The organism is [Borrelia] turdi (assembly GCF_030439285.2).
GTDB lineage: Bacteria > Spirochaetota > Spirochaetia > Borreliales > Borreliaceae > Borreliella > Borreliella turdi.
Genome location: NZ_CP179622.1, coordinates 1 through 15,350 on the forward strand (window position 1 = coordinate 1; position 15,350 = coordinate 15,350).

The 15,350-nt window shown below is 31.7% G+C and carries 23 protein-coding genes; all 23 read left to right on the top strand.

What is annotated here, in order from left to right; all coding sequences use genetic code 11:
* Positions 1 to 78 precede the first annotated feature (78 nt).
* Positions 79 to 1,302, top strand: coding sequence for a phage portal protein (locus tag QIA31_RS05305; RefSeq protein ID WP_012621363.1), 1,224 nt, complete (start codon positions 79 to 81; stop codon positions 1,300 to 1,302).
* Between the two features lie 16 nt (positions 1,303 to 1,318).
* On the top strand, positions 1,319 to 2,014 hold the full coding sequence (locus tag QIA31_RS05310; RefSeq protein ID WP_418905378.1) for a DUF1357 family protein: 696 nt from the start codon (positions 1,319 to 1,321) through the stop codon (positions 2,012 to 2,014).
* A gap of 11 nt (positions 2,015 to 2,025) precedes the next feature.
* Positions 2,026 to 2,586: a DUF228 domain-containing protein gene (locus QIA31_RS05315; RefSeq protein ID WP_418905379.1), complete on the top strand. Its 561-nt coding sequence runs from the start codon at positions 2,026 to 2,028 to the stop codon at positions 2,584 to 2,586.
* Between the two features lie 6 nt (positions 2,587 to 2,592).
* Positions 2,593 to 3,381, top strand: coding sequence for a DUF228 domain-containing protein (locus tag QIA31_RS05320; RefSeq protein WP_418905380.1), 789 nt, complete (start codon positions 2,593 to 2,595; stop codon positions 3,379 to 3,381).
* Between the two features lie 15 nt (positions 3,382 to 3,396).
* The gene (locus tag QIA31_RS05325) at positions 3,397 to 3,972 is read left to right on the top strand and encodes a DUF228 domain-containing protein (RefSeq protein WP_418905381.1); all 576 of its coding nucleotides are present in this window, start codon (positions 3,397 to 3,399) and stop codon (positions 3,970 to 3,972) included.
* Positions 3,973 to 3,993: 21 nt separating this feature from the next.
* Positions 3,994 to 4,953, top strand: coding sequence for a hypothetical protein (locus tag QIA31_RS05330; protein ID WP_418905382.1), 960 nt, complete (start codon positions 3,994 to 3,996; stop codon positions 4,951 to 4,953).
* A gap of 18 nt (positions 4,954 to 4,971) precedes the next feature.
* Positions 4,972 to 5,424, top strand: a complete 453-nt coding sequence (locus QIA31_RS05335) for a DUF3890 domain-containing protein (protein ID WP_418905383.1) — start codon at positions 4,972 to 4,974, stop codon at positions 5,422 to 5,424.
* Complete coding sequence (locus QIA31_RS05340; protein ID WP_418905384.1) at positions 5,424 to 5,807, top strand: DUF1506 family protein; 384 nt, start codon at positions 5,424 to 5,426, stop codon at positions 5,805 to 5,807. Before QIA31_RS05335 ends, QIA31_RS05340 begins: the two co-directional genes overlap by 1 nt.
* On the top strand, positions 5,795 to 6,184 hold the full coding sequence (locus QIA31_RS05345) for a hypothetical protein (protein ID WP_418905385.1): 390 nt from the start codon (positions 5,795 to 5,797) through the stop codon (positions 6,182 to 6,184). Before QIA31_RS05340 ends, QIA31_RS05345 begins: the two co-directional genes overlap by 13 nt.
* Positions 6,181 to 6,750, top strand: coding sequence for a DUF764 family protein (locus QIA31_RS05350; RefSeq protein WP_330529176.1), 570 nt, complete (start codon positions 6,181 to 6,183; stop codon positions 6,748 to 6,750). The genes QIA31_RS05345 and QIA31_RS05350 overlap by 4 nt, the downstream gene beginning before the upstream one ends.
* Positions 6,731 to 7,852, top strand: a complete 1,122-nt coding sequence (locus QIA31_RS05355; RefSeq protein ID WP_418905386.1) for a DUF787 family protein — start codon at positions 6,731 to 6,733, stop codon at positions 7,850 to 7,852. The genes QIA31_RS05350 and QIA31_RS05355 overlap by 20 nt, the downstream gene beginning before the upstream one ends.
* A gap of 13 nt (positions 7,853 to 7,865) precedes the next feature.
* Entirely contained in the window at positions 7,866 to 8,294 is a 429-nt protein-coding gene (locus tag QIA31_RS05360) for a DUF1463 family protein (protein ID WP_418905387.1), read from the top strand.
* 13 nt (positions 8,295 to 8,307) lie between these two features.
* Positions 8,308 to 8,760 carry a DUF1473 family protein gene (locus QIA31_RS05365; RefSeq protein ID WP_418905388.1) on the top strand — a complete coding sequence of 151 codons (453 nt, stop codon included), beginning with the start codon at positions 8,308 to 8,310 and terminating at the stop codon, positions 8,758 to 8,760.
* Positions 8,754 to 8,993, top strand: a complete 240-nt coding sequence (locus QIA31_RS05370) for a DUF1322 family protein (protein ID WP_418905389.1) — start codon at positions 8,754 to 8,756, stop codon at positions 8,991 to 8,993. Before QIA31_RS05365 ends, QIA31_RS05370 begins: the two co-directional genes overlap by 7 nt.
* Positions 8,994 to 9,000: 7 nt before the next feature.
* Positions 9,001 to 10,278: a DUF759 family protein gene (locus tag QIA31_RS05375; protein WP_418905390.1), complete on the top strand. Its 1,278-nt coding sequence runs from the start codon at positions 9,001 to 9,003 to the stop codon at positions 10,276 to 10,278.
* Between the two features lie 22 nt (positions 10,279 to 10,300).
* Positions 10,301 to 10,897: a DUF792 family protein gene (locus QIA31_RS05380; RefSeq protein ID WP_418905391.1), complete on the top strand. Its 597-nt coding sequence runs from the start codon at positions 10,301 to 10,303 to the stop codon at positions 10,895 to 10,897.
* Between the two features lie 3 nt (positions 10,898 to 10,900).
* Entirely contained in the window at positions 10,901 to 11,860 is a 960-nt protein-coding gene (locus QIA31_RS05385) for a DUF693 family protein (RefSeq protein ID WP_418905392.1), read from the top strand.
* Between the two features lies 1 nt (position 11,861).
* Positions 11,862 to 12,410, top strand: a complete 549-nt coding sequence (locus QIA31_RS05390) for a DUF777 family protein (RefSeq protein ID WP_418905393.1) — start codon at positions 11,862 to 11,864, stop codon at positions 12,408 to 12,410.
* A gap of 29 nt (positions 12,411 to 12,439) precedes the next feature.
* Entirely contained in the window at positions 12,440 to 12,772 is a 333-nt protein-coding gene (locus QIA31_RS05395; protein WP_012621354.1) for a contractile injection system sheath initiator, read from the top strand.
* On the top strand, positions 12,769 to 13,647 hold the full coding sequence (locus QIA31_RS05400; protein ID WP_418905394.1) for a DUF276 domain-containing protein: 879 nt from the start codon (positions 12,769 to 12,771) through the stop codon (positions 13,645 to 13,647). Before QIA31_RS05395 ends, QIA31_RS05400 begins: the two co-directional genes overlap by 4 nt.
* A 5-nt stretch (positions 13,648 to 13,652) precedes the next feature.
* Positions 13,653 to 14,258: a DUF735 family protein gene (locus QIA31_RS05405; RefSeq protein ID WP_418905395.1), complete on the top strand. Its 606-nt coding sequence runs from the start codon at positions 13,653 to 13,655 to the stop codon at positions 14,256 to 14,258.
* Positions 14,259 to 14,266: 8 nt separating this feature from the next.
* A complete protein-coding gene (locus QIA31_RS05410) occupies positions 14,267 to 15,079 on the top strand; it encodes a DUF685 domain-containing protein (protein ID WP_418905396.1) in 813 nt (270 codons plus the stop codon).
* A 74-nt stretch (positions 15,080 to 15,153) separates the two neighbouring features.
* On the top strand, positions 15,154 to 15,348 hold the full coding sequence (locus QIA31_RS05415) for a BlyA family holin (RefSeq protein ID WP_418905361.1): 195 nt from the start codon (positions 15,154 to 15,156) through the stop codon (positions 15,346 to 15,348).
* Positions 15,349 to 15,350: the final 2 nt, after the last annotated feature.

Here is a 15,350-nt window from a genome sequence, read left to right on the forward strand (position 1 = left end):
ATTTTATTGACAAAAATATTAGTTTTTGCTATTATACACGTAATTTAATTAAGAAAATTAAGAATAAGAAATAAAAAAGTGTGTAATTTAAGAAAAGCAAAACTAGTAGATAAAGTAAGTGCATTAGAACTATATCGATATTCGATATTTTTTAGAAATTACATTGAAAATGTAGCAGAAGACTGTCTCAAGAACGGACTTGTTCTTGAGAGTACTGGTCGCAATGTTAGTGAGGCGGAACTTTCTAGATTAAAGGTGCAACTTAAGAATGCGCTTTTAAATTGTATTATAAGCTTCCGTTTTCATGGAATTGGATATATTTTAGTTAAAACCAAAGATACACTACTAGACCTTGAAGAACCCGTCAATATAGAGCTACCTATTGGATTTGAATACCTTGATCATGAATCTGTAAGAGATTTGGGGGTTGATTTTGATCATATAACTTATAAAGTAAAAGCCAATAATAATGGCAATTCTTTAGATGCAGTTAAAATACACAAAAGCCGACTCATAATATATGAAAATTTCGATTATATCTTAAAAAGATATGTTCCGTGTTATACGGAAAGTTTTTTGTTAGATATTTATTTATTTGAAAAGATATACGTTGAAATAGAAAAACGTATTGAGAACCACAATTTTTTATTTTATAAAGATGAATCTTTAGTACAACTACAAGATGCACTCTCAAGTGCTACAACTTCTTTAAGTGCACTTACTCAAAGCAGTAGTGATAAAGGAAGTGGTATTTTATCTGGATTTTTAAGAAAACAGAATTCAAGCAATCATAGTAAAGATATTTCTAATTTACGCAGCCTTAATGACTCTTTAGCTAACGAACTTGCTAGGCTTAAAAGCAATCTTAACAATGAGGGGATGTTTTATACAGCAACTCCTAGCGCTAGTTTGGAGGTTATTAAGTATGATCTTAGCTATCTAAAAGAAGCCCTAGCATTAATTAAAGCAAAAATTGGTGCTGATACTAAAGAACCGCTAACTAGAAGTTTCAACGAGCAGGCTAAAGGACTCGGAAATGATGGCAAAGGTGATAGGAGCAATTATTATGATTTTCTAAAAGGCGTACAAGAACAGGTTGAGAATTCTTGTAATTTGAAACTTGCTAAATATTTTGGCCTTGATATGAGATTTAATTCACTGATTATGTTGAGCGAAGATCAAAAAGTAGAAAGAGACATAAAGCTAATTGAACTTTACAGCAAATATAACGAGCTTATGCAAAGCAGTTCTTTCACTAATGAGGAGCGATCTTTTTTAAAAGAAAAATTATTCTCATTTTGAGAAAAGGAGTTAAAAATTGATTAAAAATGAAGAAAAAGAAGAACGTGAGGCACAAGTTAAAGAAGAATCTCAAATTCAATCTGATACTAAAATTATAAGTGCTGAGGAATTTGAAGAGTATATGCGCTTAAAGGAACAATCAAATAATGCAAAACCTAAAGAGACAACTCGTGATTTAACTATAAATGAGCGAATAACAAAAGAACTTGCTGAAGTTGAAGAGAGAGAACGTGTTGAAAGGCAATTATTACTAGAAGCCGAGCGTATAAATGAAATTGATACGCTTGCAAAAGCGCATCTTAGCAGCCATTTTAATAAGGAGACACTACTTGCAAAAGGATACTCTTTAAAAGACATTATGCAGGCACAGCGTAGAGAACTTGTTCGCAAGTTTGTTCCAATTGAGCAAATTAAAGCTATTTCTAAATCACCAGATATAAGCCACATTGATGGAGAGATATTAGAACAACTTGTTTCTTTAGCCAAAGTCAATATTAAACTGAGAAAGAATGCCAATGGGAATTCTTCATCTGTTGAGTCTATAAAGGGCAATATTATTGCTAAATCAGAAGAGAGAGTAAGTTTACTTGATCCCAATTTTGTTCCAATTAATTTCACGGAGTTTGTACAAGCTGTAAGTAATACGTATAAGCAAAGACGAGTTCAGTTTTATGAAAACTTGAAAAGAAACAAAAGAACAAGTATTGCTTAAAGGAGTTTTTAATGAGTGATATTACAAAAATAAAACAAGAATTTGATAAAAAAGTTGCTGAGATTAAGGCATTGATGAAAAATCCTAAGCAGGATGCTAGTTTATTAGGGAATTCTTTAGGGTTTAGAGATAAAAACCTAATTTTTTCAAATTCTGATGGTGTTCGTACCAGTAGTAAAGACAAAATAGAAAATTATCCTGTAAAAGGGTATCCCTACAAGCGCGGAGTAAAACTTAGTTTTAGTGATGATGGAGCATCAGAACTTGAAGTTGAGGCTGGAGGCGGGGATGACTTATATGGAGTATGCACTGATATAGATGAGTTTAGTGGCATGGCAACTGTAATTCCAATTACTAATAACTTTACGGGTTATTTAACATTTAAGAAAAATGGGCAAAATGGAGTAAATCCAGGTGATAAGCTGCATTTTAATCAACATGGTGAGCTTGAAAAGACTACTGGAGCTGATAAAACTGTTAATGCCATAGCGCTATCAAAAGTACAGAAATTAACCGAAGAGTTATTTATAGTACTTGCTAGTGTTTTTGGAAATAGAGCTATAAAGGGGTAGTAAATTATGGTGGCAAAAGGTAAGGGGCAAGGCAAAAGTCTTGAGATTGATGATATTTCGCAATTAAGTTTAGAACCAGAAGTTTCACCGACTGCTCCCAGGGCTAAACGCCAAGCAAGACAAGCCGAAGATGACCAGGCAAAAGATCATTATCTAGATTCAGGTAATGAACTTGATGATATCCTTTTGAAATTCAAAAAATATGCAAAATCAATGAGTTCGATTGAAAATAAAGTTTTTAGCAGTTCTAATGGTTGTTTTAGGTCAAAAAATGAGCGCTTTGATGCTTATATATTTGCATGTTCAAGCTTTACAGACAAAATAGAGAAATACTTTTACGATCCAAAAAATAGTTTTCCATACAAGCGCGGGGTCAAACTTGTTCCAAAAGAGAATTCTGTATATGTTGAGATTGGTGCTGATACTGATCTATATGGCATATGTGTTGATGTATGTGAGTTTAGTTGCATAGCATATGTTTTGCCAATTACCAATAACTTTGAAGGATACCTTGTAACAAGAAACCCAAATATAAAAGCAGGAGAAATATTAGACATTAATGTTGATGGGGTTATTATCAAGGCTGGAGGTGGACGTCCAACTGTAATTAATGCGTATGCATTATCTGATTCATTTACAATCAATTTTGTATCTGAAGATAAGGGTTCAAAGCAGGCTCAAGCTAGAGGGCCCAAAGAAAATTATTCCATCAATTTGATAAAAGTTACAGTTTTTGGCAATAGAGGACTTGAAAAAGAAGTGTTTGCTCATGCTGTTTCGGGCGTAGGGGGATAAAAAGGAGGTAATTGAATGGCAAATACAACACAATTAGTAAAAGATTATCAAGAAAGTCGTAATAAACTGGAAAAGTTTATGAAAAATCCACATCATTATGCTGGTTTGCTTAGTAATTCTTTAGAGTTTAGAGACAAAAACGTGCAATTTTTTGCTTCTGGAGGTACTAGAACCAGTAAGTTTGACAAACTGGAAAATCACCCATTTTTGGGGTATCCGTACAAGCGTGGGATCAAAAGAGTTATTCAAGAAGAAAAAGCAAATGAAATTCACTATGAGCCTTATGTTGAGGCTGGTGGTGGTGAAGACTTATATGGAATATGCATAGATATAGACGAGTTTAGCAAAACCGCTACTATTGTTCCAATTACAAATAACTTTGAGGGATATTTGGTCGCAAAAGATTCTACGCCTAAAGCAAAAGATAAGCTTATTTTCAATAAAGACGGTGCGCTTGAAAAGGCCCCAGGAGCACCCCCAAGTAAAGCAAATATTAATGCAATAGCATTGTCTAATGCAGTAAAAATTAGCAATGATGTTTATTTGATAAAAGTAATAGTATTTGGCAATAAAGCTATAAGTCAAAATTAATGATATTTAGGAGGATTTGATATGGAATTATTTGATGAAAATTATTATGCAAAAGCTGTAGCAAATATTATAGGGGAAATTAAGGATCCTATAATGTATAAATGGTTTTTGCCCGAACAAATTGAAGATGTTGATCTACAAATGGGTTATCAAAAAACTGTAAAATGGGATGCATTTCTTAATGCCAACCCTACAACAATTGCTAATGAGGTTAATACTATCTCAACTATTGGATTTAGTTCTGAAGTAGTGCGGCTTAATTATTTGAAACTACAGTATAAATTTAGACACCTAAAGCAGGCTTCTGAAAAATTTTACACTTCAGATTCTTATATTGGCGACATTAATAATAATCTACTACCTTTTGCACAAGCTTATAAACTTGCAAGCAGCGAAATTATCAAACTTATTAATCACTTTGTACTAACGGGTACTGTTTCAATTCAAAAAGATGGTAAAAATCAAAAACGTCTACTTCCTAATATGTATGGGCTCCTTAATATGCCATACCAAGTAAAAGAAGAAGTTGATAATGGCAATAAGGACAAGATGGATAAAATATTTGAAAAAATTGAATCTGGACTTTCAAAACTAGAGCTGGGGGATGAATTTTCTACACCTATGATGGTAATAGTTGACCCCGCGACTTCATTAAAATTGGTAAAACCATATGCAGCAACACAAGCTCCTGCAATTAGTTGTGAAAAATGGGAAGATATTTTGATTCAGACTATTAAGGCTATTAATAATAGAGAAGATGTTTACATTGAAACTTCAAACTTACTAAAGCACCAAGTACTCGTCTATCCATTAAATCCGGAGCTTATTAAGTTCAAGCCTAGTAAGTATATGTTGCCTACTCCGAATGAACAAGTTGATAGAGATTCAACTGATATTGCTCATTCATACATTGATTTTGTTTTAGGAGGGTTGTTAGCTACTAAAAATACTATTTTGCAAGTCAATATCAAACAAAATTAAACACATGGGGCAAGTGAAATGAGTGAACAAAAAGACTTGCAGGCTCAAATTAAAAGTGAAGAAGAGCTTTTAGTAACCAAACTGCATTCTGAAGTATTGTTACTATTGGGAATAGACAAATTTGCACTAAGTAGGCAAAATTTTCTACTTCATTTATCACTGCTTCAAGCAATTCTAGTAACACGTGGTATTGATTCTAGTTCGCTTACATATGAACAAATATTTTTGCTTACCTTCTACCACATGGGGTGTCAATTAAGAAAGCAAGGGATTGTTCGTGAATTTGAATTTGAAAGAATAAAAAAAGAAAAATTCAATGAGCTTGAGCTTGACTATTATCCAGGTGGTAAAGGAGTAGAAGAAGGCGGTGAAAGTTGTGCATCAAGTAAAAACTTCTGTTTGCAGCTTGATTCATTTTTAGAAAAGCTCAAGCGAGATACTTCAACACCATCTTGTATGGGGGTTATCTAGTGAATGGTGTTAGAAAAAGACTAGCGGATATGTCTTTCCGCATGATTAATGTCTTTAAGGATCCTGAGCCCTTAAGGTTCTATAAAGCAAACATTATAAAACTTGAAGGAGATGAGTCTTATCAGCGAATATTTAACAAAAATGAGTACACTGAATTTATTGGGGTTATTATTGATATAAAGCCACAAGAACTTGCGGCTTTACATGATTCTAATTTATCCGATATTCAAGGTTATTCTAAACTTTACACATATGCAAATCTCAACTATGAACTAAAGGATAGAATATCAATTTCAGATTTAGTTTATTATGAAATATTTAGCATTGACTCTTCAATTGGGTACTTCACTCTTGTCTTAAAGGAATTTATATGGATGACTTAAAGATAAGTATTCAATTAGAAATTGGCTGGTTTGGGGGTCGTTCTAATATTGCTAGAATGCATGAAAAAGGGAGCACTAAATTACCGATAAGAAAACATTTAACCAAAATTGCTGGTAGCGCTGAATTTAGAGAATATATCAATAACAGTTATATAAATTCTAAGTTTAATATTGATCCTAAATCTGGAATGCATGCTATCGGCGAAGCTTTTATTAGATACTATGAGAATTATGTACTATCGGGGCAAGTTGTGCCAAGCTTAAAGGATAATACAATCAAAAGAAAATTTAAAAAAGGTAGTAGCACCGCAGCAATTCCACTTGTTGATACATCTAAAATGTTATCAGAGCTTGATTATAAGGTAACACTTGAATGATTGTGACTTTAGATACGATTTTAAATTATTTAATTAAGATATTTAAAGGATTTAAGGCATATGCTGCTTTAAATGATTTTGAATGCGACATCATAAATACTTACAACCATCCATATCTTTCAAAGATCACAACTACTAGTCCTAATATAATAGCATTGAAATTTGATGGTACACAGAATTTATTTGATCATAATTCTAGAAATGGAGAATTTTATCAAAATGTTTTGGAGTTTAATTTTAATTTTCAAATATATGTTATTGCAATAGTGTTAAATGCTAGAGACTTTGATGCAAATTCACGTATGTTAGTGCTTTATGGGCTACTTAGTGAGTTTATGCATAATAAAATACACAATTATACATTGTCTAGTCCACATCAATCTGAATATATGACTAAAATAAGCTTTTACATTTATCCAATATCAAATATGCAAACAGTTGGCATGATAACTTTAGGAACAAAGTATAGCAACCATGCATATAGCTCATCTGTAGCATGTAATGCTAGCGTAAAAGTAATTGAAATTTTAAAGGAGGAATATAAAATTGCCACAAGATACAATTAGTGTAAGTTTAATTGACTCTAGAATTGAAGTTAGTAAACCAAATTATTATAGTCCGCTTTTAGTATATAAAGCAGCTAAAATTAAAGTTAATAACAATGCAGCTGACTTTAAAATACTTAGTTTAACTATTAATAACTATGAGCAACAAATTGAAACTTTAGAAAAAGATAATGGAAATGGACAAGATCAGTTTGAAAAAGAAAAAACACTACTAAAAACCGCAATGGCAGATTTTTTCAATTCAAGTGAAGAATCATTAAAATCAGCTGTTCTTTTCATTTACAAGGACAAGCCTGAAAAACTAAAAGATTACCTTAAGGAACATAGGCACTCTTTTGTTGTGCTTATTAATACTCAAAGTGATAATGGGAGTTCAGATGATGGACTGACCGTTTACAAGGACGACTATAATACGTTCAAAATGCCCTCAACTTTTTTTGTATTCTCAACTAAAGAAGATACAATAAAACACCTATTTAATAATGGTAAAAGCAATACCGATAAAGCAAGAAATATTGTTATTTATAGTAGCAATCAGGACAATCTTCATCTCAAATTTATAAGTCAATATTTGCATCAAGCTAGTATATTTCATTCAGTTAATCCTTATGGAATGCAACTAGCTACTGTACCGCTTGTTGATGACACTAAAATTACAAAACTAAGGAATGCAAAAATCAATTTTTACTCACTTCTTAATGAAACCGGTCTTGATGGCATGCCTGCTTTTAAAGAAGGAGTTGATCTTGCTGGTAACCCAATAGACGAGATTTTCACTTATCATTATATAAAAAATGAGGCTATTATTGAGCTTATTAGGATTTGGAACAAAAACAATAGACAAAACAGTAAATTATCTGCACTTCAACTTAGTGGGGCTAGGGACAATGCATATACTTCTGCAATTGAATGCCTACTTAAAAAGTTTATTGATAGGGGATTGATTATTCAGTATAAAGACTTAAAGCTTATATTATCTCCATCTTCAATTCTAAAATTGGAACTTAGCGTGAATATTACTTATAACTTTAGTATTAATTTTGTTGCTTTAGTAATTACTTCTCAAGATATAGTTGATTATCAAAATAGTTTAAGGGTATAAGGAGTGAAAAATTATGCAATTTTATGATTTAAGGGAAGTTTACTTTTCAATCGGTGGTAGACAACTACATAGTGGTAAGTTAGAGCTTACAAGCGAGCCTACAACAAGGGCAGTGGTTAGTAATGAAGACAAAGGAATGCCCGTAATAAGCTTGAGGGATCCTAAAACCATAACTTATATTTTCAATATTGAAGTTACCCTAGGTAGTCATGACTATATTTTGTTAACTGAAATTTCAGACGATCAGTTTTATAATATGGATGTTAGCAAATATGATAAGATGCTTGATTTAGTATTCAATGACAGAATTGCTACCAAAATTATTACTAACTATGCAATTTTTACTGAAGAACCCTCCAGAAGTTATTCAGCAGAGGCCGAAAAAGTTACTTTTGAAATTAGAGCTATTAATTGCCAAAAAATCAACCCAAACAAAAAATAAAAGGAGTAATATCATGATAATGCGATACAAAATGAAAATTTTGACTAAAAACAAAACCTACGAATACCCACTAAGAGTATTGCCAGTCTATGAATGGGATCAAGTATTAGGATTCAATCAAAATGACGCCATTTCTAAACTTAATGAAGTAAAATACCTAAGAGAAATTACAAGCTTAATGATAAGTCCAAAATTTTTAGACGAATTCTATGTGATTCTAGATGCGAATAGAGAATTTATTGCCTATTATAAAGACTATCTTGTTGCTATTATTTACACCGCGCAATTCAATACTTTTCACATGGACAATGATTTGAAAAAACCCGCCTTAGTATATTTGAGTGAATATGAAAATAATGTTGGTGATTTTGTTGCTTTTGACTATATTGATGATAATTTTGATTATGAAAAAGTAACAGCTTTACTTACACCTAATTTCAATGAGCTGGACACTAGTCAATGCTAAAGCACAAAAATAGAGATATTGATAAAGCTATTGAAAATCTTAATGATAGCAGAAAAAAGTATTTTAAGTTGGTTGAGGAGATAAAAAACAATAAATATTACTTCCCAATAATTATGAATATTTGCTCGTACGACACGGTTAAGAAATTGCCTTATGATGAGCTTATTGAAGTCAACCAAATTGCTAATCTTAAATTGGAAAAAGAATTGTATGAATTAATTCTAAGCAAGTGAGGCCCTAATGAGCGACAAATTCACCATTACATTCAAGGGGATTCTTGATCATGCTGCAACAAAAAAGGCTATTGAACAAGATATTACCAAAATGGAAAAATATCTTAAGCCTAGAAAATCTAGTTTGGGTAGTACTAAAGATATTGTAAAAAATAATTTGTCGGATAAGAAAAAAGAACTTAGCAGACAATCTAAATTTGAAAGCTTGAGAGAACGTGTTGAGAAATATAGACTGACACAAACTAAAAAGCTCATAAAACAAGGTATGGGCTTTGAAAAGGCTAGAAAAGAGGCATTCAAAAGATCCTTAATGTCGGATAGAGACAAAAGACGTCTTGAGTATAAAGAACTTGCAAAAGAATCAAAAACAAAAAGTAAAATGCTAGCGGATTCTCAAGGAAAAGGACTTGTTGCCAAAATTGCAATAGGTAGCGCCCTGGGAAATGTTATTAGCAATGCTATGGGTAAAGCAGCAGGAGGACTTTTAGGATTTGCTAAAAAATCGGTTGAAGAAACATCCAAAACGAATAGAACGAAACTTCTCAATAGCGCGTTTTTTACAAAAGAAGAACGTGATAAGATCATGGGAACTAAAGGTAAAAGGGGGATTCTTAGTGGAATGAGGGGATTTGAGCGCGACTTAGAAAAAGAAGAGTTTTTACATCAAGCAAGTGTCTTTAAAGGCACTCTGAGGGATTTAGATAAGTTAAGTCCAGATAATTTGAAAAAAGCAGTAGAATTTTCAGCGATGCTAAAATCTAGCGGTGCTATGAGCAGTGAGGATGCTGTAAAAGCTGTTAATAGTCTGCTTAGTGGAGAAGGAGATGAACTTTTTGATTTACTGAAAAGGTCGGGAGTTGGCGACAAATATATAGAAGATGCTAAAAAAGCTTGGCAAAGCGGGGCTGAAGTAGATCTAGAATCTAGAATTACTAAGATGGTTGAAATGATGAATGATTTCAAAACTTTAGGTATTGCAAAAAAAGCCGATACTAAGGAAGAGATTGATAGCAATTTGGCCTCAGCTGAGCAAACTCTTTCAAACTTAACCAACACTGTTTTAGATCCACTACTTAAATTCATCAAAATGGTCACCGATTACCTTAATGGCTTTACTTTTCAAACACATGTTATTGAGCCTTTTTTCAAAGGCCTGAAAAGTCTTTTTGCCAAATTGCCATATATTGGTTGGGTTTTTAGAGATGATCCTCCTCTTCCTCCTAAAAACAACTCTGGTGGGCCTTCTGGAGCTAAATCTGAAGATATGGCAAACAGTACCCCATAATTTATAAACAAGGTAATTGCTTATGGCTATTAACAACGAAAATACTAACAATAAACAAATGTCGTCTGCAGAAATTTTTCAAATAGTAAAAAATGTAACAACCCAAATATTTGCTCTTTTTGGAGCAGATAACTTTTTAGTACTATTTCCAAGACCAGATTTTAGAGGATTCGGATATGTTCCCCAATTGTTTTTTGTGAAACCAAAAAATCAGCTAATATCGCGGACTTATAATACCAGCTGCTCTAAAAGACCGGTTATCAACTATTATGATAGAAAAGCAGAATATGTAAGTTACAACCCAGTAATGACAGGTGAAAATATCTCTTTAAGCGGTGGAGTGCTAACGTCATTATATAAAGAAATGCTTTCCCCACTCAAAATGACTGTTTTTGGTAATTCTTTGCTCCGTTTTGACACACATCTTGTAAAAGAACAATTAGCAAATAGGCTGCAAGCTCAAGTTCCTTTTACTATCTACAGTCCAACTTTTGGCCTAAAAGAATTAGCTATAATTACAAGTCTTACGTTTACAGACACTCCCTTTATTGATGAAGTTGAAGTAAGTCTTTCAATAGAAGTAGTGAAAACATTTACATTAGAAAAATATAAAGGATAATCTATGTTACTAAGTTATGATTTTAAAATTGAATTTTACGATGTAAATAAATCAAAAAAATCAAATTATGGAATTCCTTTTCCAGAAGAAAATCCTAAAATTATAATCAATACACAACATGGAATTCATGTTGATATTTCCATATCCAACGTGTATTCAAATATTCATACTATAAGTTCCAAACAAGCAAAAATTGTACTTTGGAACTTGCCCTTAGACTTCAACGACCATATCAAATTCGGAGATATAGTAAAAATACATTATAAAAAATTTGCTCATGAGAAAAAATTTGATTTTATAATGGCAGGGACTTTGGGAACTCCCATGAGCACTGATTATCCCGGTGGAGATTTTAGTGTAGAGCTTGATGTTCGTTTATTAACTAAAAGCAACTTCTTCAATCGCAAATTGGAGGGCAAAGGGGGTAAAAGCTTTAAAGGTAAAACGGTGCAAGAGGCAATAGAATCTGTATTTCCTAATCGCAATATCATTCGTATGGATGAAAAAGATAGACTTAAAGTCATTGACAAAAATATTTATGCCACAACACCAAAAGAGTTTATTGAAAAAATAAAAGGGGTATACGTTCATAACATAATAGCTGATATTGGTACTGGTTTAAAGGGAAATGATTGCAATATTATATTTACTAATTATAAAAAAAAGGGGGGAAATGTTCACTACGAGGCATTAGAAGATTATGGACTTGAGTTTATCCCACAACAAGAAATTACTTTAGGAACCACACTCAAAATAAATCTTATATTTTGGAACGCCAAAACATTTTACACACATAAGCTAAATGTTGGTGATAAAGTTTCATTTATTGATGGGCTAGGGAAAATGATAAAAACCACCATAAAAGAAACAAGCGCAAGCCTTAGTAACACGGGAGAGTGTTCACTGATACTTAAGCTAGAGGATGACTCTAATAGAAAAAACGTAAAAGCTAAAGGAAGTTAGGATGGGTAAAGAAGACTATGAAATTTACAGAATGAATCAGCGCCTTTATGGCCATGCATTGGCACAAGAAGACATGAAAAATTGGATTTATTCAAATATTTTCATAACTCGAATTGGCACTGTAAAGGAATTTAAACAGCAAACACAAGAGGCTGTAGTTACAATACCAGAATTTGAAGACTTAGAAATTCACACAAAAAATATATCTAATATCAGTTTTGAACTATCAAAAGACGATTCTGTTTTACTACTTCAATCGAGCATTAATATTTTTGATAAAAATGATGATATTCATTTTGACAAACATCATTTTTATATACTTAGCGCAATTAGTCCAAAAACTTTAAATTTAATTTCTGATACTGTTAAGATAAAAGCAAATAGTAGAATTGAAATAGCCAACCAAACAACTAGCTTGAAAGAAATTCTAGATAGTATTATAAGTGCTATCAACGGTATAACTATCATAGGAGATTCAGTAATTGACGAGGCGAGCTTAAGAATAGCAACCTCTAGAATTTCTGCTAATATCAACAGCTTATTTAAGTAATTTTTGCTAAATATGTTATAATTATTAGTATGGATTTAAGAATTGGAAATAATTTTGAATTGTTATTTAATAAAGATTTTTCGCTTGTTGATGGAATTGACGAGCAAAAACAAAAATTATTTATATTCCTAAAAACCTTAAGAGGCAGTTTAAGCTATGCTACTAATTGGGGACTAGACTATTTCTTGCTTTTAAAACTTTTAAAAATTAACAATCTTCAAGCTGTAAAAAACTATTTTTATGAAATATCTAAAGATCTTAACTTAGATATAATCAATATTTCAATTGAAATACAAGACCGTAAAGTACATATATCCTTTTTTTTCCCGGGCGATGTTTTAAACATGGAACTTGATTTATGAGCATTGTTTTTGATTCTGATTTTGGCATTCTAAAACGTACAATTAAGGATATAGTAAAATCCAAACGGGAATATTTAAGAGTAAGTTATGGCATTAATATTGATGATAATCACAGCTCAATTTACAACATAATTGCATCTTCTTTAGCATTGATTGAAGAAGAAATAATTAATGAACTTAATCTATTTTTTTCGAAAATGAAGCCGGGTGGTGCTTATTGGGCTGCTATTGAAGAGCACATTTCTTCTAAAAGCACAACTTACAGCGCAGTTCGCAATGCTTTACTTAATCTTAATGGGATAGAACATGCTAATATTAAAAGTTCAGCTGGAAAAGCTAATATATATCTGATTCTAAAAGAAGATTTACTAGACACTAATAAAACTAATATTAACAACCCCGAATTTAAGGCTAAACTTTGGGAAACATTATATCTAACAACTCCTAGTGGGACTTTACTTGATGGAGACATAGAAATTGATGGACTCAACTCAACCGGGCAACTTAAATCCTACAAAATATCACTTGGGAAAAGAAAATATGTTTACATGAAAGTAAAATACAAACTGGATCTTAAAAACTATCTCTACTTAAACATAGACTCCCAAATTAGAAACATATATTCTAGGATTATTTCAAATAACTATTCTGATATGGGAATTAGCTTTGAATATCAAGACTTTTTTGCTCCAGTCAATGAAGTAAAAGGAATTAGGTCAATGGAAATAAACGTTTGTGTTAAAGATACAGATACTCAAAGTATTTCAAGCATCAGCGATGGCGATTTTCAAAAAAATCAAGATATTGCCGTTACTGCTGATACAATGCTACTTTTCAATACAACTGATCGACTGCTTATTGACATTGATAATTAAAAATTATGAAAATACCCAATTTTTTGAAAGATACTCAAGTTCATAAATTTCTAATTACAGAAACTGAATACGCACAAAAACTGCTCAATGAGCTTAAAGCGCTTAATTCTAACTTTATATCCATTGATGCAAAAGAAAATATCAAATCAAGATATATTGCCATATGGATATCTCAAGTCTTATCAATTTTTTATGCAAAAACTCAAACCCTACAAAGTATTACAAGTAATATCAATAGTGTGATTTTTGCTTTACGTCATATTGGTACTGATGAGTCATTTAGACTGATTTTTAAGGCTTTTTTGAATGTGGATATTTCAGTTACTACACCAGAAGCTGGTGTTATTGATATTTCCCTAAAAGGGGCAATAAAAACAAACTTTATCACATTTATTTCTCCTAGCACTGCAAAAGGCAAGAGGCCTAAAAAAATACTAATTAAAGAAAAAAAATCGGGATATGCCGCATCTAAAAAAGCTTTAGTATTCAACTTACTTCCTAAAGGCTATGATCATTCAATTTATGCTTTTATAAAAAAAATTATTCCCATAGGTAGAGTTCTTAAAATTAATGACAAAGATGGTCAAAATATTATTACTTTTAACAATTAGGGGGCTTTATGGCTTTAGAACAAGAAAAATTATTAATTGATGAAGCGGAAACGGTTCAAATTAAAGATTTAAATAGGGTGCGTGATGTTAAAAATACTGATCTTTTACTGCTTGACGATGGAGTAGCAAGTAGCAATGCTATTACTTATGAAAATTTTTTAAAAACCACTAAGGATAAGACATTTAAAGGAGAAGGGCTAGGCTATTTTAAAGAAATAATCAAGTCTACAATTGCTGAAGAACTTGCAGCCAATACAGATTTTGTAGAAAAAATTTATACTAAAATAACAGACAAACTAATTAACAACGATTCTACTAATCTTTCTAGCCTTTTTAGCAAAATAAAATTACAACTTACAAATAGTATATCATCAGCTACTCTATCTAGAAGTGACAATCTTTTGATAATGCCTAATTCAAGCAGCATTCAAAAAACACCCGTCCCCAAACAATTACTAGGAGTACCATCTGATTATGAGTATAGTGGCACAACTTATGGTAATACGCTATATCCGTATGAATACAAGAATAAATCAATATATATTCACTTGGAGTATCGCGACGATGTAACTCTTATTTTTTACAAAAATAATGATAATGATCCCATTTACCTTGATATTGATATTCACGCAGAACACCATAGCCATCTTATGGCCAAAATGATATATCTAAGGTATTCCGATGAATCTAAAAAAACCATACTATATGAACACACAGGGGTTAATGGATCATCTACCATAATTCCCCTATGCAAGGGGTGGTATGTCCAAAAAAGACGGTACATATCAGGGGGCGCAGTCCCCAATCTTTTAAAACTGTGAACTTTTTTAGCAAAAATTAAAGTTTTGGTATATATTGTATATACAGATAAAAAATTAAAATAAAGGATTGAAAAATGGATATTAAAATAACAGAACTTCTAATTAATTTAAACGAAATAAAACTTATAGCCGTAATGATTTTTGTAACAGTACTAGTTCTAGGGGGGTTGATTCTTCTAAAACCACTACTAAAAGACATATTATCTATAGTAATAGGTAAAATTTTTAAAAATGGCAATGGCAATAATAATATTAAAAAAAGAGATTAATT